The 22,816-nt window shown below is 65.7% G+C and carries 24 protein-coding genes; 12 read left to right on the forward strand and 12 right to left on the reverse strand.

The genetic code is table 11. The features are described 5' to 3' along the window. Window positions 1–127: 127 nt before the first annotated feature. The 7 genes from radA to G6P99_RS21305 form a co-directional block, all read right to left on the reverse strand. On the reverse strand, window positions 128–1,609 hold the full coding sequence (gene radA, locus G6P99_RS21275) for a DNA repair protein RadA (RefSeq protein WP_029083541.1): 1,482 nt from the start codon (window positions 1,607–1,609) through the stop codon (window positions 128–130). 91 nt (window positions 1,610–1,700) lie between these two features. Next, a complete protein-coding gene (locus G6P99_RS21280; RefSeq protein WP_029083540.1) occupies window positions 1,701–2,426 on the reverse strand; it encodes a sulfite exporter TauE/SafE family protein in 726 nt (241 codons plus the stop codon). A gap of 130 nt (window positions 2,427–2,556) precedes the next feature. Continuing rightward, the gene (locus tag G6P99_RS21285) at window positions 2,557–3,360 is read right to left on the reverse strand and encodes an outer membrane protein (protein WP_029083539.1); all 804 of its coding nucleotides are present in this window, start codon (window positions 3,358–3,360) and stop codon (window positions 2,557–2,559) included. Window positions 3,361–3,819: 459 nt separating this feature from the next. Then, complete coding sequence (gene xth, locus G6P99_RS21290; protein ID WP_029083538.1) at window positions 3,820–4,590, reverse strand: exodeoxyribonuclease III; 771 nt, start codon at window positions 4,588–4,590, stop codon at window positions 3,820–3,822. Between the two features lie 30 nt (window positions 4,591–4,620). Next, window positions 4,621–5,940, reverse strand: coding sequence for an alanine racemase (alr, locus tag G6P99_RS21295; protein ID WP_165123378.1), 1,320 nt, complete (start codon window positions 5,938–5,940; stop codon window positions 4,621–4,623). A 48-nt stretch (window positions 5,941–5,988) separates the two neighbouring features. Continuing rightward, window positions 5,989–7,491, reverse strand: a complete 1,503-nt coding sequence (locus tag G6P99_RS21300; protein ID WP_029083536.1) for a replicative DNA helicase — start codon at window positions 7,489–7,491, stop codon at window positions 5,989–5,991. Window positions 7,492–7,782: 291 nt separating this feature from the next. After that, window positions 7,783–7,905 carry a hypothetical protein gene (locus G6P99_RS21305; RefSeq protein ID WP_256372062.1) on the reverse strand — a complete coding sequence of 41 codons (123 nt, stop codon included), beginning with the start codon at window positions 7,903–7,905 and terminating at the stop codon, window positions 7,783–7,785. A gap of 133 nt (window positions 7,906–8,038) precedes the next feature. Between G6P99_RS21305 and G6P99_RS21310 the strand changes: the two genes are divergently transcribed. Continuing rightward, window positions 8,039–8,260, forward strand: coding sequence for a hypothetical protein (locus G6P99_RS21310; RefSeq protein ID WP_156928832.1), 222 nt, complete (start codon window positions 8,039–8,041; stop codon window positions 8,258–8,260). Between the two features lie 20 nt (window positions 8,261–8,280). On the opposite strand, the gene G6P99_RS21315 is transcribed toward G6P99_RS21310, so the two are convergent. Continuing rightward, window positions 8,281–9,534, reverse strand: a complete 1,254-nt coding sequence (locus tag G6P99_RS21315; RefSeq protein ID WP_029083535.1) for an SAM-dependent methyltransferase — start codon at window positions 9,532–9,534, stop codon at window positions 8,281–8,283. Window positions 9,535–9,792: 258 nt separating this feature from the next. Between G6P99_RS21315 and G6P99_RS21320 the strand changes: the two genes are divergently transcribed. The 3 genes from G6P99_RS21320 to G6P99_RS21330 all read left to right on the forward strand — a co-directional run bounded on the left by G6P99_RS21320 (window position 9,793) and on the right by G6P99_RS21330 (window position 11,929). Next, window positions 9,793–10,773, forward strand: a complete 981-nt coding sequence (locus G6P99_RS21320; RefSeq protein WP_029083534.1) for a hypothetical protein — start codon at window positions 9,793–9,795, stop codon at window positions 10,771–10,773. A 92-nt stretch (window positions 10,774–10,865) separates the two neighbouring features. After that, complete coding sequence (locus G6P99_RS21325; protein ID WP_029083533.1) at window positions 10,866–11,471, forward strand: TetR/AcrR family transcriptional regulator; 606 nt, start codon at window positions 10,866–10,868, stop codon at window positions 11,469–11,471. Beyond that, entirely contained in the window at window positions 11,468–11,929 is a 462-nt protein-coding gene (locus G6P99_RS21330; RefSeq protein WP_029083532.1) for a PaaI family thioesterase, read from the forward strand. The genes G6P99_RS21325 and G6P99_RS21330 overlap by 4 nt, the downstream gene beginning before the upstream one ends. A 39-nt stretch (window positions 11,930–11,968) precedes the next feature. On the opposite strand, the gene rplI is transcribed toward G6P99_RS21330, so the two are convergent. The 4 genes from rplI to rpsF all read right to left on the reverse strand — a co-directional run bounded on the left by rplI (window position 11,969) and on the right by rpsF (window position 14,420). Beyond that, the gene (gene rplI, locus G6P99_RS21335) at window positions 11,969–12,568 is read right to left on the reverse strand and encodes a 50S ribosomal protein L9 (protein WP_029083531.1); all 600 of its coding nucleotides are present in this window, start codon (window positions 12,566–12,568) and stop codon (window positions 11,969–11,971) included. Window positions 12,569–12,620: 52 nt separating this feature from the next. Then, window positions 12,621–13,583, reverse strand: a complete 963-nt coding sequence (locus G6P99_RS21340; RefSeq protein ID WP_029083530.1) for a DUF2232 domain-containing protein — start codon at window positions 13,581–13,583, stop codon at window positions 12,621–12,623. 126 nt (window positions 13,584–13,709) lie between these two features. Next, window positions 13,710–13,949, reverse strand: a complete 240-nt coding sequence (gene rpsR, locus G6P99_RS21345) for a 30S ribosomal protein S18 (protein WP_016844287.1) — start codon at window positions 13,947–13,949, stop codon at window positions 13,710–13,712. A 6-nt stretch (window positions 13,950–13,955) separates the two neighbouring features. After that, a complete protein-coding gene (rpsF, locus tag G6P99_RS21350) occupies window positions 13,956–14,420 on the reverse strand; it encodes a 30S ribosomal protein S6 (RefSeq protein ID WP_029083529.1) in 465 nt (154 codons plus the stop codon). A 340-nt stretch (window positions 14,421–14,760) separates the two neighbouring features. Here rpsF and G6P99_RS21355 point away from each other — a divergent pair, with 340 nt between their 5' ends. From G6P99_RS21355 to G6P99_RS21390, 8 genes are all read left to right on the forward strand, one after another. After that, window positions 14,761–15,477, forward strand: coding sequence for a TetR/AcrR family transcriptional regulator C-terminal domain-containing protein (locus tag G6P99_RS21355; RefSeq protein ID WP_165123380.1), 717 nt, complete (start codon window positions 14,761–14,763; stop codon window positions 15,475–15,477). After that, on the forward strand, window positions 15,474–16,499 hold the full coding sequence (locus G6P99_RS21360; protein WP_165123382.1) for a fatty acid desaturase family protein: 1,026 nt from the start codon (window positions 15,474–15,476) through the stop codon (window positions 16,497–16,499). Before G6P99_RS21355 ends, G6P99_RS21360 begins: the two co-directional genes overlap by 4 nt. Window positions 16,500–16,709: 210 nt before the next feature. Then, on the forward strand, window positions 16,710–17,663 hold the full coding sequence (fabD, locus tag G6P99_RS21365; protein WP_029083526.1) for an ACP S-malonyltransferase: 954 nt from the start codon (window positions 16,710–16,712) through the stop codon (window positions 17,661–17,663). A gap of 21 nt (window positions 17,664–17,684) precedes the next feature. Beyond that, window positions 17,685–18,422: a 3-oxoacyl-[acyl-carrier-protein] reductase gene (fabG, locus tag G6P99_RS21370; protein ID WP_165123384.1), complete on the forward strand. Its 738-nt coding sequence runs from the start codon at window positions 17,685–17,687 to the stop codon at window positions 18,420–18,422. 289 nt (window positions 18,423–18,711) lie between these two features. Then, entirely contained in the window at window positions 18,712–18,951 is a 240-nt protein-coding gene (locus tag G6P99_RS21375; RefSeq protein WP_011441358.1) for an acyl carrier protein, read from the forward strand. A 96-nt stretch (window positions 18,952–19,047) separates the two neighbouring features. After that, a complete protein-coding gene (fabF, locus tag G6P99_RS21380; RefSeq protein WP_029083525.1) occupies window positions 19,048–20,313 on the forward strand; it encodes a beta-ketoacyl-ACP synthase II in 1,266 nt (421 codons plus the stop codon). 127 nt (window positions 20,314–20,440) lie between these two features. Next, on the forward strand, window positions 20,441–21,700 hold the full coding sequence (mltG, locus tag G6P99_RS21385) for an endolytic transglycosylase MltG (protein ID WP_029083524.1): 1,260 nt from the start codon (window positions 20,441–20,443) through the stop codon (window positions 21,698–21,700). A gap of 228 nt (window positions 21,701–21,928) precedes the next feature. Then, window positions 21,929–22,816: a YicC/YloC family endoribonuclease gene (locus G6P99_RS21390; RefSeq protein WP_029083523.1), complete on the forward strand. Its 888-nt coding sequence runs from the start codon at window positions 21,929–21,931 to the stop codon at window positions 22,814–22,816.

Below are 22,816 nucleotides of genomic sequence, written 5' to 3' on the forward strand. Positions count from 1 at the left end.
TCTCGCGAATCGGCAAAGTCGGTGCCGTCCTAAATGAGGCGCATCGGGGGCGTCCGGCAAGTCCGCAACACCACCTGTCCCGCGCGGCGGATGTATAGCGGCGAGGGGCTGAGACGTCACGCCCGCTTTAGCCGTTGTCGCGACGGAATCGGGCCGGTGTGGCATTTTTCCCAGCCGATTCAGCGCGCCCAGAACCGTCTTGGTCGCCCGAAGACGGATTCCGGCCGCCTCTGGGCGTTCCGCGTGCGGCAATTTCGGCGACCAGCGTGGTCAGATTGCCGACGCTGTTCAGCGCTAGGCCGGCATCGCCGCCGCTCTCACCGCGGACCGATTCGGGCAGGATGGCGCGGCCGAAGCCGAGCTTGAGCGCCTCCTTCAACCGGGCCGGGGTCTGCGCCACCGGGCGGATCGCCCCCGACAGCGAAATCTCGCCGAAATAGACCGCATCCGTCGGCAGCGGCGCGTTGACCAGCGAGGACACCAGCGCGGCCGCCGCCGCGAGGTCCGCGGCCGGCTCCTGGATGCGCAGGCCGCCGGCGACATTGAGATAGACATCATGTCCGGACAATTTGACCCCGCAATGCGCTTCCAGCACCGCGAGCACCATCGACAGCCGGCTCGGGTCCCAGCCGACCACGGCGCGGCGCGGGGTGCCGAGCGAGGTCGGCGCCACCAGCGCCTGCAACTCGACCAGTACCGGGCGGGTGCCCTCGATGCCGGCGAACACCGCCGTGCCGGGGCTGCCGAGCTCGCGTTCGGAGAGGAACAATTCCGAGGGATTGGTGACCTCGCGCAGACCAAGCCCGGTCATCTCGAACACGCCGATCTCGTCGGTCGCACCAAAGCGGTTCTTCGCCGAACGCAGGATGCGGAACTGCTGCGAGCCTTCGCCCTCGAACGACAGCACCGCATCGACCATGTGCTCGACCACGCGGGGGCCGGCGATCTGGCCGTCCTTGGTCACATGCCCGACCAGGATGATCGTTGCCCCGGTCTTCTTGGCGAACCTGATCAGGGCCTGCGCCGAGGCGCGGACCTGGGTCACGGTGCCGGGCGCGGACTCGACGGTGTCGGTCCACATGGTCTGGATCGAATCGATCACGATCAGCCGCGGCACCGCGCCTTCCGACAGCGTCGAGACGATGTCCTCGACCGACGTTTCGGACGCCAGCTGCACCGGCGCGTCGGCGAGCCCGAGCCGCTCGGCCCGCAGCCGCACCTGGGCGACGGCTTCTTCGCCGGAGATATAGACCGCGCGATGGCCGGCGCGCGCCATCATGCTGGTGGCCTGGGTCAGCAGCGTGGATTTTCCGATGCCGGGGTCGCCGCCGACCAGGAGCACCGAGCCGCGGACGAAGCCGCCGCCGGTGACGCGGTCGAGCTCGGCCATGCCCGACGACAGCCGCGGCGCGTCCTGGGTCTTGCCGGACAGCGATTCCAGCACAAACGTCCGGCCCTTGCGCTTGGAGCGGATCGAGACCGGCACCGAGCCCGTGGTGTCTTCCTCGGCCAGCGTGTTCCACTCGCCGCAGGAATCGCATTTGCCCTGCCAGCGATTATACGCCGCGCCGCAGTTCTGGCAGACGAAGGAGAGGGTCGATTTGGCCATGACGGGATTGGTTCAGCGGTGATTTCGAATCCGCGACACCCATTAGCACGGAATGAGGAATGCGTGGCGTTTGATGCGCACGACGCTAAGCCTACGACGTCGCCGCCGACCACAGCAGCGACACGCCGGCCGCCAGCATGATGCCGTCCATGATCAGGCGGAACGCTTCGGGCTTCAGATGCAGCACGAAGCGTTTTGCGATGAAGGCACCGGACATCAGCGATGCCCCGGCAACCAGGCCCTTGAATGCGATGTCAGGCGTCAGCGCGCCGAAGCGCTCGAACGTCACCGACTTGCTGACATAGAGCCCGAGCGAGCTTGCCGCTTCGGTGGCGAGGAACGCGCCCTTGGACAGGCCGTAAAACAAAAACAGCGGCACGCTGAGCGGGCCGGTCGAGACCACGACGCCGGTGAGATAGCCGATCACGGCGCCGCCGATGGCCAGATGCCAGAGATTGGCCTTCAGCTCGTGCCGCGCCAGCCAGTGCCGCGCCGGCACCATCGCGATCAGGAACACGCCGATCGCGATATCGACCGCATGCGAGGGCAAAGCGAGCAGCGTCCGTGCGCCTAGCGCTGCGGCTGGAATGCCCGTGATCGAATAGGCCGCGCAGGCGCGCCAGTCGACCTCGCGCCACCAGGCGAGAATCCGCGACAGATTGGCCATCACGGCGGCGACCGCCATGATCGGCACCGCCTGCTTCGGCCCGTACTGATAGACCAGCACCGGCATCAGCATGATCGACGAGCCGGTGCCGACGATGCCGGAAATGGTGCCGGCGACCAGGCCGACGATGAGGACGAAGAGGAAGCCCACCTGCGCGCTCCGGGACGTGATTCCGAGCCGCGCTGGATGCGAGTCTCGGGATCGGAAGCTCACTGTGACCTGATGGTTCGAGACGGCGCAAGGGCGCCCCTGAACCACGGACATGCGATCGTGAGGCGCGTCAGTACTTCGCGATGACCGGGCCGCCGAACCGGTAGTTGACGCGCACGGTCACCATGTCGACGTCCTGGCGGATGCGTTCGTCATGGTTGAGCTGGGCGATGAAAGCCGGATCGTAGGTCATGCGAACATTGTTGGTCCCCATGAACAGATGGTCGTATTCGACCGCCAACGACCAGTTGCGCGCGATCGCATATTCGGCGCCGGCGCCGATCGCGCCGCCCCAGCGCGTCTCGGCGCCGCGATCGGCGATGAATCCGACCGGCACGCCGGGACCAAACGCCGGTGTGATGAAGCTCTCGTAGCGATCGCGCACGACGGCCGCGCCGCCTTTCGCGTGCAGCAGGAACGAGCCCCAGGAATAGCCGACCTGTCCGGTGAACAGGCCGATGGCATCGATCTTCGAGCGGTTGGCGAAGCCCGCGAACAGCGGGGCGACGGACGGATTCGAGCCGGAGAGGTCGGCCCAATTACCCTGCGCTTCCACGCCGAACACCCAGGTCGCCTGCTGCCAGCGATAACCGATCTGGCCGCCGGCGGTCGCGCCAGAGGCCGTGTGGCAACCCTCGGGGCCGGCAAAATTCAGCACGCCGAGCGTCGGATTGGTGATCGTGAACGGCACCACGTCCCAGCATTTCCGGCTCCAGCCGCCGCCGCCGTTGGCGCCGACATAGAAGCCGCTCCAGTCATAGGCGGTGGCGACGATCGGGACCGCCTTGGTGTAGGGGCGGGCGGCGAGGTCGGCAGCGGACGCGCTGGCAATGCCGAACATGAGCATCGACGCGGCGGCGAAATAGGACTTCATGGGCAGACCCAATGCATGAATCAAATCGGCGCGATTGTAGTCGATTTGCACCACCCCAGGCTGTACCCGGCCCGCCACATGCGAAGCGCATTCGCCTGCATCGGCTGGCCTCGGCGAGCCATGCAAAAACTGCCCGTCGGGCAACTACGAAGCTGCGTCCCCATCCACAACTGTCATCGCCCGGCTTGACCGGGCGATCCAGTACGCCGCGGCCCATCCGCTCAACTACGACTGTCTCTGGAATACTGGATCGCCCGGCCAAGCCGGGCGATGACACCGAACGAGCTGTTTGACAGATTGAATCGAGAACCATCCTGATCGTCGTCCTGGCGAAGGCCAGGACCCATTACCCCAAATACGAATTGTCGTGCGACGCTGGGGCCGCGATCCCCTTTCATAACAAAGCTCGGTGGTTATGGTCCTGGCCTTCGCCAGGACGACGTCAACAATGAGCATCCATCACTTCAACACCACCCACGCCGGCGCATGATCGCTCGCGCCTTCCTCGCCACGAACATCCCGGTCGACGCCGGCTTTCGCAAGCCGCGGCGCCACTTGGGGGCTGAGCAGCAGATGATCGAGCCGGAGGCCGGCATCGCGCGGCCAGCGGTTGCGCTTGTAGTCCCAGAAGGTGAACATCTGATCATCCGGATGCAGCGTGCGGATCGCGTCGCACCAGCCCTGATCGACCAGCGCCTTGAACGCGTCGCGGCTCTTCGGCTGGATCAGCGCGTCCTTGTCCCAGGAGCGGGTCGGATAGATGTCGAGAGGCGTCGGCGCGACGTTGTAGTCGCCGGCGAGCACCACGGGGACGTCCTGCTTCAGCAGCTTGGCGGCGTGGGCGCGCAGCCGCTTGAACCAGGCAAGCTTGTAATCGAATTTCGGTCCGGGCTGCGGATTGCCGTTCGGCAGATAGAGGCTGGTGACGACGATGCCGCGCACCGCGGCCTCGATGTAGCGCGCCTCGTGGTCGTCGCGGTCGCCGGGCAGCGCGGTGCGGATCAGGACCGGCTCGGCCTTGCGCGCCAGGATGGCGACGCCGTTCCAGGTCTTCTGTCCTTGCCACACCGCGCCGTAGCCGGCCTTCTCGATCGCGGCAGCAGGAAACTCTGCGTCGGACGCCTTGAGCTCCTGCAGGCTGACGACATCGGGCTTCGCCGACTTCAGCCAGCGCAACAGGTTCGGCAGCCGGCGATTGATATTGTTGATGTTGAAGGTCGCGATCTTCATGCGTGCAGCCGATCGCGCCGATCGATCGCGTCAAGTGGATGGCGCGGTCGGTTCGGCGGGCAATGGCGGTGGCGCAGCGAGTGCTGTCGGCAGCGCAGGCGGCGCTGCAGGTGCGGCGGCAGCTGTCTCGCTCTTCTCGGCGATCGCCTCGCTCTTCTCGACGGCATCGCTTCGTGCGGCTGTGGCATCGCCGCCCTTGTAGATGCGCACGAAGCGGCGGCCGAGGCTGGTCAGCACCTCATAGCCGATGGTGCCGAAATGATGCGCGACCTCGTCGACCGTGATGCCTTCGCCGATCAGCGTCACCATGTGGCCGCGCCGCACGGCATTCTTGTCGAGATCGGTGACGTCGACCGCGATCAGGTCCATCGAGACGCGGCCGGCGATCGGGCAGCGCTTGCCGGCAACCACGACCTCGGCGCCGCGGGTGCCGTCATTGGCGCTGGCGGCGCGGAAATAGCCGTCGGCATAGCCGGCGGAGACGATCGCAAGCCGGGTCGGCCGCCGCGCGGTCCAGGTGCCGCCATAGCCGACGGTCTCGCCGCGATCGATGTTGCGGATCTGCACGATGCGCGCCTTGAGGTCCACGACCTGCTGCATCGGGTTGTCGGCTTCGGGCGTCGGATTGACGCCATAGAGCGCGCAGCCCGGCCGCACCATCTCGAACTGGAACGGGGCGCCGAGGAACACGCCGGAGGAGTTGGCGAGCGACGCCTGCACGCCGGTGAACAGGCTCGCGATCTCGCGGAAGCTTGCAAGCTGCCTGGCGTTGGCAGGACTGTTGAGCAGTTCGGCGGAGGCGAGGTGGCTCATGACAAGCGTGATGCCGTGGTCGCCGGCATTGATCCGCGGGATGATGCCCTGGGCCTCGCTGACCGTGAGCCCCAGCCGGTTCATGCCGGTGTCGATATGGATGGCGGCGCCGCCGGACCAGCCGGAGCGGCGGCAGAACACGTCCCATTCGGCGAGCTCGTTGAGATCGCCGATCACCGGCTTGCAATCGATCCTGGCGTAGGCGTCGCCGGTGTTCTGGAAGAAGCCGCCCAGCGAATACACTGTGGCCTCGGGAACGGCCGCGCGCACCACGGCGGCCTCCTCGACGGTGGCGACGAAGAAGGTCTTGCAGCCGGCCTTGGCCAGCGCCCGCGAGACCTGCTCGGCGCCGCAGCCATAGGCGTTGGCCTTGACCACGGCGGCGCATTCGGCCGGGACTGCGGTCTTCTCGAGCTTGCGCCAGTTGGCGATGATGGCGTCGAGGTCGACGGTAAGGATACCGCTGGCGGTCGGATGGGCCGGCAGCAAACTGGCTTCGGGCGTCAGCTGCGATTTCGCGTCGGTCACGATGTTCATGCCGCACTTCTACGCGTCGCGCTTGCGGCGTTCAACCGCGTCAGAGCATCAATAGTGGCGATCCGGAACCTGGCCGTCGGGGGCGAGGTCGCCGAAGCGCGTCACGCTGGCCTCGAAGTGCAGATCGACCGTGCCGGTCGGGCCGTGGCGTTGCTTGCCGATGATGACTTCGGCCTTGCCGTGGGCAAGGTCCATGTCCATCTGCCACTTCTCGTATTCCGGAGTACCCGCGCGCGGCTCCTTGTTGGCGAGGTAATATTCCTCGCGATACACGAAGATCACGACGTCGGCGTCCTGCTCGATCGAGCCGGATTCACGCAAGTCCGAGAGCTGCGGCCGCTTGTCTTCGCGGTTTTCGACCTGACGCGACAGCTGCGACAGCGCGATGATCGGGACGTTCAACTCTTTGGCCAGCGCCTTCAAATTGGTGGTGATCTCGGTGATTTCCTGCACGCGGTTGTCGTTGCCCTTCTTGCCCGAGCCCTGCAACAGCTGGATGTAGTCGATCACGATCAGGTCGAGACCCTTCTGACGCTTGAGCCGCCGCGCTCGCGCGGTGAGCTGCGAGATCGAGAGGCCGCCGGTTTCGTCGACGTAGAACGGCAGCGATTGCAACTCGATCGAGCAGTCGCGGATCTTCTCGAAATCGAGCTCGGAGATGCCGCCGCGGCGGATCGAGCTCGAGGGGATGCCGGAGCGTTCGGCGAGAATACGGGTGGCGAGCTGCTCGCCGCTCATTTCGCAGGAGAAGAAGCCGACCGCGCCGCCGTTGATCGCCTTGGTGGTACCGTCCGCCTGCACCTCGCCCTCATAGGCTCTGGCGACATTGTAGGCGATGTTGGTGGCAAGCGAGGTTTTGCCCATGCCGGGACGGCCGGCAAGGATGATGAGGTCGGAGGATTGCAAGCCGCCCATCTTGGCGTCGAGGTCGCGCAGGCCGGTCGAGATGCCGGACAATTTGCCGTCGCGCTGAAACGCCTTCGCCGCCATGTCGACGGCGACGGTGAGTGCCTGCGCGAAGCGCTGGAAGCCGCCATCGTAGCGGCCGGTTTCGGCGAGGCTGTAGAGCTGCCGCTCGGCATCCTCGATCTGCGCGCGCGGGGCAAAGTCGACCGGCGCGTCGAACGCGACGTTGACGATGTCCTCGCCGATCCGGATCAGGTCGCGACGCAGGCTGAGATCATAGACGGTACGTCCGTAATCCTGCGCGTTAATGATGGTGGTCGCTTCGGCTGCGAGCCGCGCCAGGTATTGGCTGATGGTCATGCCGCCGATGTCGGTATCGGCCGGCAGGAACGTCTTCAGGGTCACGGGGGTCGCGACCTTGCCCATCCGGATCAGGGAACTGGCAGTCTCGTAGATCGTCTGATGCAGCGGCTCGAAGAAATGCTTCGGCTCCAGGAAGTCGGAGACGCGGTAGAACGCGTCATTGTTGACCAGGATCGCGCCCAGAAGACTCTGTTCCGCTTCGATGTTGTGCGGCGCACTCCGATAGGTCGGGGACGCGGCGTCGGGCGCGAGCTTGTGGACGTTCGAATCAATCAAGGCCATGGACGAGCTTATTCTTCTGATTTCGTCGTTACTGCGATTTTCGGATGTGGGGCGGCGATCAAGCGCCAGCCCGGCACGAAGCGAAAGGACGGATGTGCCTTATGCACGATTCACACAACGCGATGTGTGAATCCGCCACGGCCGAATGCATTCCGCTTGACGGGGTTTTGCCCGAAACCGAGGGGAGCGCGGCCGATCAGGGATGTCGTTGGTAAAAATTGGAGGCGGCCTGAACCTTTTGTCGGGCTGCCGCGCCCAATCCGAAGCGAAGTCGCTGCTGGCCCCGGTTCCTCAGACCAGAATGAGGAAAGCCAGTGCGATCAAGGCGGCCGCCACGCCGGTTGCGATCAGGGCGTAGTCGGTCACGAGGTCGCGTTGCGGGTCCAACATCGTCTGGTGCGTTTCTCGGGTCATTCCGGACCTCTACGACAGATCGGGGCGGACCTCTGTGAAGCAGATCACACCTGGCGCACTTTCTTTGCGTCAGGTTCGCGGGAACGACCCGGCGGATTCCGGGTTGTATTCGCTCAGGGAAGATACGGGGACCATGGCTCACGAGTTTCAGACAGCGCGAATTCAGCCCGGCCGGGCAGGTGGCATGGACCGCCGCTGGCTGGCGGCGCTTGTCGAGGCCATGGAGCAGGCGGCGCGTCCGGAGGTCCGGAGTGTTCCCTGCGATGCCCGGCTGATCTCGGCGGCCGCGGCCCATCTGGCGCGTCCGGCCCCGACCTTCGCCCATTGCAGGTCCGCCTTCAGCCTGCGCAACTAGCAGATAGCATTCCTTCAGACTTATTCGCCGGCGAGTTGCAGCCGGGGCTTGGCGGCGCCGGCCTCCTTGAGCCGCAGCCGGGCTTCCTCGCGGCCGATATAGTCGCGGGTCATCGGGACCACGCCTTGGCGCTTGGTGAGCTGCAGCTGGAAATTCATCATGTTCTGCACCCGGAACGACATCTCCGAGGCCGCCAGATAGAATTCCCACATCCGGGCAAAGCGCTCGTCGTAGAGCCGCACAGCCTCCTCGCGCCGCGCCATGAAGCGCTCGCGCCACGCCTTCAGCGTCTCGGCGTAGTGCAGGCGCAGGATCTCCATGTCGCAGATCAGCAAGCCGGCCTTTTCGATCGCCGGCATCACCTCGGAGAGCGCGGGAATGTAGCCGCCGGGGAAGATGTATTTGCGGATCCAGGGGCTCGTGACATCGGGCCCGGTCGAGCGGCCGATCGAATGCAGCATCATGACGCCGTCGTCGCTCAAGAGCTCGGCGCAGCGCTTGAAGAAGGTTTCATAGTAGGCGACCCCGACATGCTCGAACATGCCGACCGAGACGATGCGGTCGAACGGGCCGGGGATGTCGCGGTAGTCCTCGAGCAGGAAACGCGCCGAATGCGACAGGTTCCGCTCCGCCGCCCGGGCTTTGGACATCTGCAGCTGCTCGGTCGACAGCGTGACGCCGGTGACGTCGGCGCCGCTCATCTCGGCGAGATAGAGCCCAAGCCCACCCCAGCCGGAACCGATGTCGAGGATGCGGTGGCCGGGCTTGATCAGGAGTTTTGCGGCGAGGTGGCGCTTCTTGGCGAGCTGGGCATCGTCCAGTGCCGCGTCCGGCGTCTCGAAATAGGCGCAGCTGTACTGCTTGTCCGCGTCAAGGAACAGGGAATAGAGGCGGCCGTCGAGATCGTAATGGCTGGCAACATTGCTCCTGGAGCGGCCGCGCACATTGATCTGCTGGGCGCGCCGTCCAAGGAAACGCACCCAGGCCTGCAGCCTGGCAAAGTTCGGCAACATTGCCGCCTGGCCCATCAGGACAGACAGCACCTCGGCGATGGTGCCTTGTTCCACCACGAACGTGCCGTCCATGAAGGCTTCGCCGAGATAGAGCTCGGGATCGACCAGAACGCGGACTTCAGCCCCTCGGGTCATGAAGCGCGCGGCAACGGGTTCGCCGGTGCCGTCACCGCAGGCGAATTGGGCGCCGCTCGCGGTCGTGAACGTGATCGAGCCGCGGCGGATGAAGCGCCCCAAGAAGAATCGCAACAATCGGTCCATCGAAACACCAACGGAACGGCAAGCTGCACACCGACACCACCGGAGCTGATCACTCCAATGTGTCCCCATCCTCAACATAGGCAGGGAATTAAAAGCCGCTATTGCGTTGTGGTCAAAGCCGATATTCCAAAATGTGACAATTGCGTGGATGCGTCATGCGCGCGCTTCCATTCGCGTGATAATCGGCTAAAAGGTCACCGCCGCGGCCGATCCATGAGGCGCAGGCGGCGATTTTTCCGGAATCTGGAGACTTAAGGAATGTTGAGCCGAGCCCTCAGTCTGGCGACGGTGACGCTTCTGATTGGCTGCCTGTCAGCCGTATCGGCGCAAGCGCAAAACCTCGAGGCCGGCAAAAGCCCCTCCCAGATCTTCGCAAACACCTGCACAGCCTGCCACAAGAGCCCGCGCGGCCTGCTGAAGACCGTGCCGGCCGGTTCGCTGCCGGGCTTCCTGCGCCAGCACTACACGACGTCCAGCGACATGGCCGGAGTGCTCTCGTCCTTTCTGATTTCGAACGGTGCCAACGATCCGCGCTACCAGGCCAAGGATCAGCCCAAGGGCTCAAAGCAGGGCGCGCGCGAAGGCCGGCAGGAGGCGAACCAGTCGCCGGAGCAGCAGCCGTCCGAGCGTCCGCCGCGCCGCCAGCGTCAGGGTGCTGCGCCGCAGGAAGGCGCCAATGAAGCGTCGAAGCCCGACGCGGACGGTCTGACGCCGGCTCCAGGTGAAGGACGCCATCGCGGCAGGCGGATGGCGCGTCCGAGCGAGGCGCCCGACGGCGCCAAGCCGGAGGACGGCCAGACCCCGCAGGCCGCCGGCGAGGGCAAGCCGTCGCGCCAGAAGCACGGCCGTCGCGGCAAGCCGGTCGACGAGCCGAAGTCCGACGAGGCGCCCAAGGGAGAGGCGAAAGGCGCGGCGACGGGCGACGAGCCCAAGGCCCAGACCGCCGTCAAGCACGAGGACAAGGGTGAGACCGAGAAGCCGGCGAAGCCCGCCAGCGAACCTGACACGGCCAAGGTCGATGCGCCCAAGAGCAGCGGCGAGCCGGCCGCGGCGCGGCCTGATCCGGTTCCGCAGGTAACGCCGGTGGCGCCCGCCGCTTCGTCATCACCCGAGCCCGCCGCAGCCGCGTCTCCCGCTCCGGCACCCGCCGCGCCGCCGGTGACCGCAACGGCGCCGCCGCCACCACCGCCCCCGACGACGCCGGGCTCCGGTCCACCGGAAGCTCCGACCTCGAGGTAATTGCCAACGCCGGGCCGCGAGGTCCGGCGTTATCGTTTGACAGCCATTAGAGCAATACTCTAGAGTAATAATCTAGTCAGGAGTGAGGCAGGTTGACCACGGCGCGCGAAGATCTGCTGGCGGCGGGACTGGCGGTGTTCGACCGCGACGGTTTCGAGGGCGCAACGGTCGCTGAGATCCGCTCCCGGGCGCGCGCCTCCAACGGCAGCTTCTTTCATTTCTTCGCCTCGAAGAAGGAGCTCGCCGGAACCCTGTTCCTGGAGATCCTGCAGGCCTATCACGCAGCGATCATCACCTCGGTCGACGCCAGCTGCGCCGCCGCCGAGGGCGTTGCGCGGCTGATCCACGCCCATCTCGATTGGGTCGTGACCTTCAGGCGCGAGGCGCGCTTCCTGTTCGAGATTTCGCGCAGCGAGTGGGGCGAGGAGGTGCGCGGCGCACAGCGCACCGAGAATTCGCGGCTCACTGACGGCATCGAGCGCTGGCGTGCACCGCTGCTCGCGCGCGGCGAATTGCTGCCGATGAGCGCGACGCTGTTCTTCAGCCAGATCATCGGGCCGGCGCAGATCTTCTGCCGCGCCTATCTGTCGGGCCGCCATCAGAGTGATCCGCGCGAACAGGTCGAGACGCTGATCGCCTGCGCGATCCGCGCGGTGGTGGCGCCGGGGGCGTCGGAGCGAGGAGGAGGAACGTCATGAGCGAGACCGATCCGGACTTTGCGCCGATCGCAACGCGGATCCGCGACAATGTCGGCCGTCAGGGATTCATGGGGCTCGTTGGCGCCGAGGTGGCCGAACTGTCGCGCGGCGCGTGCACGCTCGCGGTCGACCGGCGGCCGGAGCTGCTGCAGCAGCACGGCCTGTTTCATGGCGGGGTGACGGCGTTCCTGGTCGACAACGCCACCACGATCGCGGCGGCGACGTCGCGCGGCCAGCCGGCGCTGACGGCGGAGTACAAGCTCAACCTGCTGTCGCCGGCGTCGGGCGATCGGCTGATCTGCCGGGCGCGGGTGATCAAGCCGGGACGTCAGGTCGCCGTCGTTGCAGCCGACGTGTTCTGCATCATCGACGGCAAGGAGAAGCACACCGCGACAGCACTGGCGTCGATCGCGATGCTCGACAATCAGGCGGCGGCACGAATCCAAAGCCCGGCCTGATGGGGCCGGGCTTCAGTCGGTGGAGTGATGAAGAGAAGCTTACTTCTCTTCGGCAGCCGGGGCCGGCTCGGCTTCGTCGTGCTGGGCTTCCGGATCGAAGAACTCGCCAGCGGCGGCGATCGCCTCGGCGGCAGCGTCCTGGTCTTCCTGGCGGGTCGAGATGTCCTCGCCGCGCTTGATCCGATCGGCCTCTTCGGCGGAGCGGGCGACCGTCACGGTGACGCTGGTCTCGACCTCGGGGTGAACCGCGATCGTCACCTTCTGCTGGCCGATCGTCTTGATCGGCGAGTCGAGCCAGACCTGCGGACGGGCAACCGTGACGCCGTCGGCGGCCAGCGCAACGACGATGTCGCGCACCGTGACCGAGCCGAACAGCTGGCCGGATTCGGAGGCCTGGCGGATAATGACGACGTCGCGGCCGTCGATCTTCTCGGCGACCACGGCGGCTTCGCCCTTGGCCTTGATGTTGTTCGCCTCGAGCTCGGCCTTCATGCCGTCATACTTGGCGCGGTTCGCGTCGGTGGCGCGCAGCGCCTTGCCGCGCTTCAGCAAGAAGTTGCGGGCGAACCCGTCCTTGACGCGCACGACTTCGCCCATCTGGCCAAGCTTGGCGACGCGTTCGAGCAGAATGACTTCCATTTTCGTTCTCCTTTAGATGCAAAGTATCGGGTTGAAGTGGTTGGATCGAATGTCACGCCACCGGCAAAGGCGGCGGTCTTGTTTGCAGATAGCGCTGGCGCAGTCCGAACACGGCGTCGGCGATGCCAAGCGCAGCCATCACGAGGATCAGTCCGCTGAAAACGAACATGACGGCATAGACGCAGACGAGCCACAGGGTGCGGTTGCTGGCCGACAGGGTCAGGACATGCAGGACGGCAAAGCCGACGAGCGCGTAGGCGAACAGCAACGCGGTCGCGACCGCCTTTGCCAGCATTGCGAACGTGCCGCCGACAAAGCAGAACGCGACGGCTGCGGCCAGGATCGCGAGCGTGACCGGCGGCAGCGCGGTGCTTCGCAGGTCCGGCCATGGCCGATGCAGGCGTCTGGATGTCAGTGCGACCTTCGCCGCCAGCCACAGGTTCAGCGTGAACATCATCGTCACGCTCACCGGCAGCGCCAGCGGGGCAAGGAACACGAACAGCCTCGCGAGCTGATCGATTTGCTCGGCCGTCATATTGCCGTCGGTCTGGCGCATCATCTCGCGCAGGCCCTGCCGGATGGTCTCGGCGATGGCGTCGACGTCTGCACCGAACGACAGCAGGATGCCCGCCGTCGTGAGGACCGCTATGGCCACGATCCAGATCAGGATGCGACCGACCGGATACCATTCGAGATTGGCGGCGCTGCCCGCGGCCGCTGTGGTCGCGCCCGGCCGTCCGAGCATGGCGAGGTGGCCGAGCCACCAGGCCGGCAATGCGACCCCGATTGCGAAGCCGACGCCGTGGGACAGGCCGAGGAGGGTTGTCAGCGCGGCGGTCGCGATGATGCCGCTGAACACAGCGGCGAGCGGACCCCAGCCGAGCGCCACCACCATGAGCGGCAGCGGAGCAAAATAGGCGAGCAGCAACGAGACCGCCGCGCCCGAAACGATCGAGGCGAACATCAGCGCCGACGCGGCGCCGGCTGCAAGTGCAACGATGAGTATCGCGATCATCAGCTGTCCCGCTCCTTTCGAGCGGTTAGAGGCACTCTGTCGAGAACCCCAACCATCGGCGACCGGACGACCCGGAAGCCTTATGAGAATAAGCGGCCGGCGGCGCGTGCCGCCGGCCGGAAACGTTTACCTGATAACGTAGGGCAGCAAGCCGAGGAAACGCGCGCGCTTGATGGCGCGGGCGAGCTCACGCTGCTTCTTGGCGGACACCGCCGTGATGCGGCTCGGCACGATCTTGCCGCGCTCGGAGACGTAACGCATCAACAGCTTGGAATCCTTGTAGTCGATCTTCGGCGCGTTCGCGCCCGTGAACGGGCAGGACTTGCGGCGACGGAAAAACGGACGGCGGGCACCAGCATCAGCCATGATTCATTACTCCTCGGTCGCAGCTTCTTCTTCGCGCGGACGGCGCGGGCCACGGTCGCCACGGAAACCACCCTCGCGGTCGCCACGGAAGCCGCCTTCGCGGTCGCCGCGGAAGCCACCGCCGCGGTCATCGCGCTCGCGGTCACGGTCGGCCTTGCGCATCATCGCGGACGGGCCTTCCTCGTGCTCTTCGACGCGCACGGTGAGATAGCGGATGACGTCTTCGTTGATCCGCTCCTGACGCTCGATCTCGGTGACGACAGCCGACGGTGCGTCGATGTTCATCAGCACGAAATGCGCCTTGCGGTTCTTGTTCATGCGGTAGGTGAGGGAGCGCACGCCCCAGCTCTCGGTCTTGGTGACCTTGCCGCCGCCCTGCTCGACGATCCCCGTCATCTGAGCCGTCAGTTCATCCACCTGCTGGGTGCTCGCATCCTGACGCGCGAGAAAAACATGCTCATAAAGAGGCATGGTTGTCCTTTCCTGTGTTGGCGCGGGTTTCCGGCGACAAGCCCTTCGAGACCTTCGGAAAGGACTCGAGCTGCTCAGAAGGCGGGAGCACGGGACGACGGGCCGACTGGCCCTGCCACATCAAAATCAACGGGTGAATTTGCTGAGACCGTCCGTTCAGCTCTCGGCCGGAGCCCACGAATGGGGCGCTTTATACGGATTTTGGCCGCGAAGGCAAGGGTTGTCAGCCCCGGGATTTCGCGAGGAGGCGGGCCGCTCCGGCGCTCCATAGCCCAATTCCGGAGTTCCATGTTGATTTCTTTGTTTGTATATCATACAAATATCTCCGGGAGAACGATCAATGGGTTCGGAGACCACCAGCGGCATGTCCGCGTCCGATCCGAAGCACGCCGTCCGCGCGACACGGTCGGCGGGGCGCAAGATGCGCTCGTTGCTGCTCGATGCCGCCAGCCGCCTGTTCAAGGAGCGGGGGCTCTCGGGCACGTCGATCTCGGATATCGCCGCAGCCGCCGACGCCTTTCCGAGCCAGATCACCTATTACTTCCGCACCAAGGAGGCGCTGTTCGTCGAAGCCGCCAGCCGCGACATGCTTTATCTGGCGCGCGCGACCGAGCAGGCTGCGCTGCAGGCACAGACGCCGCGGGAGTACACGCGCGCTTTGGCCGAGACCGTGACGGCAACCGACACGGTCGCCTTCTTCGCCGAGGCTTTGACGCTCACGCGGCGTCGCCAGGATCTCGCGCCGCTGGTCGAGCGCACCATCGAACGTCTCCACAGCGAAGGCGCACGCGCTTATGCGGGCCAGGTCGAGCGGCACGGTTGGCGCTCGCTGCGCGCGCCGGAAGAGAGCTCGCGGCGCTTCTGGGCGATTGCGATCGGCGTGATCGTCGAAGGCTTTGCCATGGGCCGCGGCTCCGAGGAGATGTGCCGCGAATTGCTGCGCGCGCTCGGCGAGCAGGCGACCGCAACATCGACGTCGGCCAATGATGGATCGCGCCTGCGCCTGGTCGGCGATCGCGACAATTTACCCTGCACGGACGGGGAGACCAGCTCATGACCGCGCTTCGCATGCGTGCCCGCGATTTTCTCACCGAAGACGAACTGGTGGCGGTCCGTGAGCGCACCACGTGGAAGGGCGTCGCGCTGATCGCGCATGCCTGGGCCTTGATCCTGGTGGCGATCGCGCTGGTCGCCTGGTGGCCCAATCCGCTGACCTATCTGCTTGCGGTCGCGATCATCGGCTCGCGGCAGCTAGGGCTCGCGATCCTGATGCATGACGGCGCGCATGGCTGTCTCTCGGCGGACGAGAAGACCAATCTCACGCTGAGCCAATGGTTCTGTGCCTATCCGATCTTCGCCGAAACTCGCGGCTATCGCCGCTACCATTTGCAGCATCATGCGCGGACGCAGCAGGAGGACGATCCGGATCTCGTGCTGTCGGCGCCGTTTCCGATCACGAAGGTGAGCTACCGCCGGAAATTCTTCCGCGATATCACCGGGCAGACCGGCTACCAGCAGCGCAAGGCGCAACTGCTCAACGCACTCGGGCCGAAGGACTGGCCGTTGTCGCAGCGTGCCGCGAATTTCTGGGACAAGCTCGGGCCGCAATGCGTCGCCAATGCGCTGCTGTTCGCAGGGCTTGCCGCCGCGGGCGTGTGGTGGGCCTATCCGCTATTGTGGCTGGTGCCGCTCTTCACCTGGATGATGGTGATCACGCGGATCCGCAACATTGCCGAACATGCCGTCGTGCCCGACAGCTCCGATCCCCTGCGCAACACCCGCACCACGCGCGCCAATGTCCTCGAGCGTCTCTTCATCGCGCCGTACTACGTGAACTATCACCTCGAGCATCATTTGCTGTTCTACGTGCCCTGTTACAACCTGCCGCGCGTCCACCGCATCCTGAGCGGAAGCCGTTATGCCGAGCGGATGGAGGTGCAGCCGGGCTACGCCGCCGTGCTGCGGCTTGCGACGGCCAGGCCCGCCCACGAGGATCGTCCGGGGCAACTGGTCAACAGCGCGCGCCGGGCGAGGGCCGGCGCCGAGGTTAACGCCGACCAGAATGCCGGCGGGTTCTAGGGCGGAAGCCCGTCCGGCATCCCCAGGGTTCCTCCCGCGCGGCTTGACATCGCGCCCCCCATCAGTGTCTTACGGCCCGGTCCAGGGCCGAGGTGCACGGCAGGGCCCGGACCCGCTGTGGCGCGTTTCGCGCGACGCGGATACCGTTTCCCCTGCGGCGGGCGCCAAGCGCCTGCGCGGGGATCACGCTCAACAAGGTAGGGATCGCCGATGACGGCAGCATTTACGTTTCCCGGGCAGGGCTCGCAGGCGGTCGGCATGGGCAAGGCCCTGGCCGACGCCTTTCCGGTCGCCAGGGCGGTGTTCGACGAGGTCGATTCCGCGCTGGGCGAGAAGCTGACCGCGATCATCTGGGATGGTCCGGGCGAGACATTGCAACTGACGGAAAATGCCCAGCCGGCCCTGATGGCGGTCTCGATCGCCACCCTGCGCGTGCTCGAGAGCGAAGCCGGCTTCTCGGTCGGCCGCAACGCGGCCTTTGTCGCCGGGCACTCGCTCGGCGAGTATTCGGCGCTGGCCGCCGCCGGCAGCCTGACCGTCAGCGACACCGCGCGGCTGCTGCGCACCCGCGGGCTTGCGATGCAGAAGGCGGTGCCGGTCGGCGCCGGCGCGATGGCCGCGCTGCTCGGCCTCGATTACGAGGCGGCGGTAACGGTCGCCAATGAGGCGGCGCAGGGCCAGGTCTGCCAGGCCGCCAACGACAATGGCGGCGGCCAGGTGGTGGTCTCCGGCGACAAGGCAGCCGTCGACCGCGCCGTCGAGATCGCCAAGACCAAAGGGGCAAAGCGCGCGATGCTGCTGCCGGTGTCGGCACCGTTCCACTGCAAGCTGATGCAGCCGGCGGCCGATGCGATGGCCGAGGCGCTGTCCGGCGTCACGATCAAGGCGCCCGCGGCGCCGCTCGTCTCCAACGTGCTGGCCTCGGCGATCACCGATCCCGACGAGATCCGCCGCCGCCTGGTCGAACAGGTCACGGGCACGGTGCGCTGGCGCGAGTCGGTCGCCTATATGGCAGGGCAGGGCGTGACGCGGTTCTTCGAGATCGGCGCCGGCAAGGTGCTGAGCGGCCTCGTCAAGCGCATCGCCGATGGCGCGGTCGGCGTGTCCGTCGGCGGCCCGAACGATATTGCTGCGGCCAAGGACGCGCTCGCAGCTTCGGCTTGAAGCAGCCGGGAGGAGAATTCGATGTTTGATCTGACTGGCAAGACGGCGCTCGTCACGGGCGCAACCGGCGGCATCGGCGGCGCGATCGCCCAGGCGCTGCACGCGCAGGGCGCGACGGTTGCGATTTCGGGGACGCGGCGCGAGGCGCTGGACGGCTTTGCGGCCAAGCTCGGCGAGCGCGTTCACGTGCTGCCGTGCAATCTCTCCAGCAAGGATGATGTCGAGGCGCTGGTGCCGGCAGCGGAAGCTGCGATGGGGCAGGTCGACATCCTGATCGCGAACGCCGGCATCACCCGCGACAATTTGTTCGTGCAGTTGCGCGACGAGGATTGGGACGACGTGATTGCGGTCAACCTGACCGCGACATTCCGCCTCGCGCGCGCGGCGACCAAATTGATGATGCGCAAGCGCTTCGGCCGCATCATCGCGATCACCTCGATCGTCGGCGTCACCGGCAATCCGGGGCAGGGCAACTACACCGCCTCGAAGGCCGGCATCATCGGCCTGATCAAGACGCTCGGTGCCGAATACGCCAAGCGCGGCGTGACCGCCAACTGCATCGCGCCGGGTTTCATCAAGACGCCGATGACGGATGCGCTCAACGACAAGCAGCGCGAAACCATCCTGGCGAAGGTTCCTGCGGCGCGGCTTGGAACGCCCGAGGACATCGCTGCGGCGGCGGTCTATCTGGCCTCGAACGAGGCTGCCTACGTCACCGGACAGACCATTCACGTCAACGGCGGGATGGCTATGATTTGAGCTGCTTACTGGCTCTCGCAATGCGGCGAAAAGCCGTTTTCGGGAGCCGGTTCAGGCGTGTAGTCAAGGCTTGGGAAGTATGATAGCTGAACCCCCCATGGATGGGCAAAGAACGCCATTGCAGGATTTTGAAACCCTGTATATTGGCGTGGCGACGCCTGCCGTTCGCCGGGGCTTTAGTCGGCTACGACCGGGCCGAATCAAGACTATGCGCGACTGAGTAATCGAGACGACCACGATGGCTCGTATCGTCTTGGGGTCGGGTCCAATGGAACAACGAGGTTGAACGATGAGTGAGATTGGCGAGCGGGTTAAGAAGATTGTGGTCGAGCACCTTGGTGTCGAACCCGAGAAGGTGGTCGATGGCGCGAGCTTCATCGATGACCTCGGCGCCGACAGCCTCGACACGGTCGAGCTCGTGATGGCCTTCGAAGAAGAATTCGGTTGCGAGATTCCCGACGACGCGGCGGAGACGATTCTCACCGTCGGCGACGCGACCAAGTTTCTCGAGAAGAACGCGAAGAGCTGACGCCGATCGCGGAGTTGATGGAGCCGGACGGACCGCGGTTGAGCGGTCCCCCGGTTTCTTACTATTAGCCGCCCATTGCTGGCCGGAGGCGTGGAAATGAGACGGGTTGTCGTCACGGGGCTGGGCATGCTTACACCGCTCGGCTGCGGCGTTGACGCAACCTGGACGCGCATCCTCGCCGGCGAGAGCGGCGGCAAGAAGATCGACACGTTCGAAGTGTCCGACCTGCCGAGCCAGGTCGCCTGCTACATTCCGCGCGGCGACGGCTCCAACGGCACCTTCAATCCCGATCAGTGGATGGAGCCGAAGGACCAGCGCAAGGTCGACGACTTCATCCTCTACGCGATGTGCGCCGCCAGGCAGGCGCTTGACGATGCCAATTGGCATCCGAAGTCCGATGAGGACCAATTCGCCACCGGCACGATGATAGGCTCCGGCATCGGCGGCCTCACGGGCATCGCCGAGACCGCGGTGCTGCTGAAGGAGCGTGGACCGCGCAGGGTCTCTCCGTTCTTCATTCCGGGTCGCCTGATCAATCTGGCGTCCGGCTACGTCTCGATCGAGCACGGCCTGAAGGGTCCCAATCATGCGGTCGTCACGGCGTGCTCGACCGGTGCGCATGCGGTCGGCGATGCGGCGCGGCTGATCGCGCTCGGCGATGCCGACGTGATGCTCGCGGGCGGCGCCGAATCGCCGATCTCCCGCATCGGCATCGCCGGCTTCTGCGCGGCGCGCGCGCTGTCCACCGGCTTCAACGACACCCCGCAAAAGGCATCGCGGCCGTACGACAAGGATCGCGACGGCTTCGTGATGGGCGAGGGCGCCGGCGTCCTCGTCCTCGAGGAATACGAGCACGCCAAGCAGCGCGGCACGAAGATCTACGCCGAGGTCACCGGCTACGGCCTGTCGGGCGATGCCTTTCACATCACCTCGCCGCCGCCGGACGGCAATGGCGGCTTCCGCAGCATGAGCATGGCGCTGAAGCGCGCCGGCCTCGCGGCATCCGATCTCGACTACATCAATGCGCACGGCACCTCGACGCAGGTCGGCGACGAGATCGAGCTCGGCGCGGTCGAGCGTCTGCTCGGCAATGCGGCCTCGAAGGTTTCGATGTCGTCGACCAAGTCCGCGACCGGACATCTGCTGGGAGCGGCCGGCGCGATCGAGGCGATCTTCGCGGTGCTTGCGATTCGCGATAATGTGGTGCCGCCGACCATCAATCTCGACAACCCGTCGGTGCAAACGGCGATCGATCTTGTGCCACATACGTCGCGCAAGCGTGACGTGAATGTGGCGCTCTCCAATTCCTTCGGTTTCGGCGGCACCAACGCCTCCGTGATCGTGCAGCGCGTGACCAATTAGTAGGTCTTTAGAACTAGTCCACCGTTTTGCCGTATTCCGCGGTGACTCCTAATAGCGGGCGTATGCTATTGGCAGGGCAGGGGTTTGTCCGGCCACGATTCAACCGGCAGGATATTGGTTTGCATCGATGAGTGAGAGGCCGCCCATTTCACCGAGGAGTCCACGTGCCGCGCTGGAGCCCGAACAGGTTCCGCCGCCGCCCAAGCGCTCGGATCGTGCCCGCAATCCCTTCGTGATCGTCGGCAATGCCATCTTCACCATCCTGATCATCCTGATGATCGGCGCGGGAGCGACGTATTACTACGGCAGGCAGACGCTGGAATCGCCGGGCCCGCTGCAGGAAGACAAGATCGTCAACATCCCCGCGCGCGCCGGCAAGCGTGACATCGCCGACGTGCTCTCGCGCGAGGGCGTGATCAACGTCAATCCGTGGATCTTCATCGGCAGCGTGTTCGCACTGAAGGCGAGCTCCGATCTCAAGCCCGGCGAATACTCGTTCCAGAAGAACGCCAGCCTGCGCGACGTCATTGCCACCATCGTCGACGGCAAGGTGGTGCAGCACGCCATCACGATTCCCGAAGGCCTCACTTCGGAGCAGATCGTGACGCGGCTCACCGACAACGACATCTTCACCGGCTCGGTGCGCGAGATTCCGCGCGAGGGCACGTTGCTGCCGGAGACCTACAAATTCCCGCGCGGCACCACGCGCGATCAGGTGATCCAGCGCCTGCAGCAGGCGCAGAAGCGCGTGCTTGCCGAAATATGGGAACGCCGCAACACGGACACGCCGCTGAAATCGCCGGACCAGCTGGTGACGCTGGCCTCGATCGTCGAGAAGGAAACCGGCCGCTCCGACGAGCGCAGCCGCGTCGCCGCCGTGTTCGTCAATCGCATGCGCCAGAAGATGAAGCTGCAGTCCGATCCGACCATCATCTACGGATTGGTGGGCGGCAAGGGTACGCTGGGGCGCCCGATCAAGCGCAGCGAGATCACGCAGCCGTCGCCCTACAACACCTATGTGATCGACGGCCTGCCGCCCGGACCGATCGCCAATCCCGGCCGTGCCTCGCTGGAGGCAACCGCCAATCCGGCGCGCACCCGCGACCTGTTCTTCGTCGCCGACGGAACCGGCGGCCACGCCTTTACCGAGACCTACGACCAGCACGCGAAGAACGTCGCCAAGCTGCGCGCCTCGGAGAAGCAGATCCAGAACGACACCGTCGAGCCCGCGGATGATCCGGCGCCGGCCGCCGCGGCGCCGGGCGCAGCCGACAACAATCCCACGGCGGCCACGCCGCCGAAGCCCGCCAATCAGAAGAAGCCGCCGCGCAGCGGTCGCCAGGGCGCAGCCCAGCAGACCAATTCGCCGCCCGTTGTGCAGCGCTAGAGCGCGATGCAATTGGGCTGTATCGTCGTCGCGCTTTAGCTTCTTGTTTGAGCATGATCTTTCCGGAAAGCCGCTGCACACTTTTCCGGATCAAGCCCCAGCTCTGCATTTTCCGGGGGTGGACGTAATTCCACTTTCACGGAATCCGTTTTAAGGTCGCACCGGCTCCCCCGAGTCTCGTTAGGCTCCGGGTGAGTGCCATATCCTTCTGTTGGAGAGTTTCACGCGATGGCGCTGTCGAGCATGACTGGCTTTGCCCGAAGCCATGGCGGAAGCGGTCCCTACACGTTCGAATGGGAGCTGAAATCGGTCAACGCCAAGGGCTTTGACCTGCGGTTGCGGCTGCCGCCGGGCTGGGACGAACTGGAAGCCCTCGCCAAGAAGCGCGCCGGCGAGCTGCTGTCGCGCGGCACGGTCTACGCCAATCTAACCGTCAAGCGCACCGATGCGGCGCAGACCATCCGGATCAACGAGGACGTGCTGGCTGCCGTCGTGAAGGTCGCAGGTGAGCTCGCGCAGCGGATCGACGCGGTGGCGCCGAGCATCGATGGGCTGCTCGGCATCAAGGGCGTCATCGAGGTGGTCGAGCCTGACAGCAACGAGGACGAGGACAAGGCGGCACGCGAGGCGGCGGCGAAGGCGTTCGAGCAGGCGCTCGGCAGCCTCGTCGAGATGCGCCGCCGCGAAGGCGATGCGCTGGGCGCGATCCTGATGCAGCGGATGGACGAGATCGAGCGGCTCGCCAGGCGCGCCGAGGCGGCGCCGGGCCGCAAGCCCGATGCGATCAAGGCGCGGCTTGCCGAGCAGATCGCGGCGCTGCTGGAGACCTCCGATCGCTTCGATGCCGACCGGCTGAGCCAGGAGGCGATCCTGATCGCCACCAAGGCCGATATCCGCGAGGAGCTCGACCGCATCGCCTCGCATATCGCCCAGGCGCGCGAGATGATCGGCAAGGGCGGCCCGGTGGGACGGCGGCTCGACTTCCTCGCCCAGGAGTTCAATCGCGAGGTCAACACCGTCTGCTCGAAATCGAACGACGTCGAATTGACCAATACCGGACTTGAGATGAAGAACGTGGTCGAGCAGTTCCGCGAACAGGTCCAGAATCTGGAGTGA

Source organism: Bradyrhizobium sp. 6(2017) (genome assembly GCF_011058295.2).
Taxonomy (GTDB): domain Bacteria; phylum Pseudomonadota; class Alphaproteobacteria; order Rhizobiales; family Xanthobacteraceae; genus Bradyrhizobium; species Bradyrhizobium septentrionale.

Coding starts and splice junctions, on each gene's coding strand:
- radA (WP_029083541.1), bottom strand. CDS start 1,609: ATGGCCAAATCGACCCTCTCCTTCGTCTGCCAGAACTGCGGCGCGGCG.
- G6P99_RS21285 (WP_029083539.1), bottom strand. CDS start 3,360: ATGAAGTCCTATTTCGCCGCCGCGTCGATGCTCATGTTCGGCATTGCC.
- xth (WP_029083538.1), bottom strand. CDS start 4,590: ATGAAGATCGCGACCTTCAACATCAACAATATCAATCGCCGGCTGCCG.
- alr (WP_165123378.1), bottom strand. CDS start 5,940: ATGAACATCGTGACCGACGCGAAATCGCAGCTGACGCCCGAAGCCAGT.
- G6P99_RS21300 (WP_029083536.1), bottom strand. CDS start 7,491: ATGGCCTTGATTGATTCGAACGTCCACAAGCTCGCGCCCGACGCCGCG.
- G6P99_RS21305 (WP_256372062.1), bottom strand. CDS start 7,905: ATGACCCGAGAAACGCACCAGACGATGTTGGACCCGCAACGCGACCTC.
- G6P99_RS21310 (WP_156928832.1), top strand. CDS start 8,039: ATGGCTCACGAGTTTCAGACAGCGCGAATTCAGCCCGGCCGGGCAGGT.
- G6P99_RS21315 (WP_029083535.1), bottom strand. CDS start 9,534: ATGGACCGATTGTTGCGATTCTTCTTGGGGCGCTTCATCCGCCGCGGC.
- G6P99_RS21320 (WP_029083534.1), top strand. CDS start 9,793: ATGTTGAGCCGAGCCCTCAGTCTGGCGACGGTGACGCTTCTGATTGGC.
- G6P99_RS21330 (WP_029083532.1), top strand. CDS start 11,468: ATGAGCGAGACCGATCCGGACTTTGCGCCGATCGCAACGCGGATCCGC.
- rplI (WP_029083531.1), bottom strand. CDS start 12,568: ATGGAAGTCATTCTGCTCGAACGCGTCGCCAAGCTTGGCCAGATGGGC.
- G6P99_RS21340 (WP_029083530.1), bottom strand. CDS start 13,583: ATGATCGCGATACTCATCGTTGCACTTGCAGCCGGCGCCGCGTCGGCG.
- rpsR (WP_016844287.1), bottom strand. CDS start 13,949: ATGGCTGATGCTGGTGCCCGCCGTCCGTTTTTCCGTCGCCGCAAGTCC.
- rpsF (WP_029083529.1), bottom strand. CDS start 14,420: ATGCCTCTTTATGAGCATGTTTTTCTCGCGCGTCAGGATGCGAGCACC.
- G6P99_RS21355 (WP_165123380.1), top strand. CDS start 14,761: ATGGGTTCGGAGACCACCAGCGGCATGTCCGCGTCCGATCCGAAGCAC.
- G6P99_RS21360 (WP_165123382.1), top strand. CDS start 15,474: ATGACCGCGCTTCGCATGCGTGCCCGCGATTTTCTCACCGAAGACGAA.
- fabD (WP_029083526.1), top strand. CDS start 16,710: ATGACGGCAGCATTTACGTTTCCCGGGCAGGGCTCGCAGGCGGTCGGC.
- fabG (WP_165123384.1), top strand. CDS start 17,685: ATGTTTGATCTGACTGGCAAGACGGCGCTCGTCACGGGCGCAACCGGC.
- G6P99_RS21375 (WP_011441358.1), top strand. CDS start 18,712: ATGAGTGAGATTGGCGAGCGGGTTAAGAAGATTGTGGTCGAGCACCTT.
- fabF (WP_029083525.1), top strand. CDS start 19,048: ATGAGACGGGTTGTCGTCACGGGGCTGGGCATGCTTACACCGCTCGGC.
- mltG (WP_029083524.1), top strand. CDS start 20,441: ATGAGTGAGAGGCCGCCCATTTCACCGAGGAGTCCACGTGCCGCGCTG.
- G6P99_RS21390 (WP_029083523.1), top strand. CDS start 21,929: ATGGCGCTGTCGAGCATGACTGGCTTTGCCCGAAGCCATGGCGGAAGC.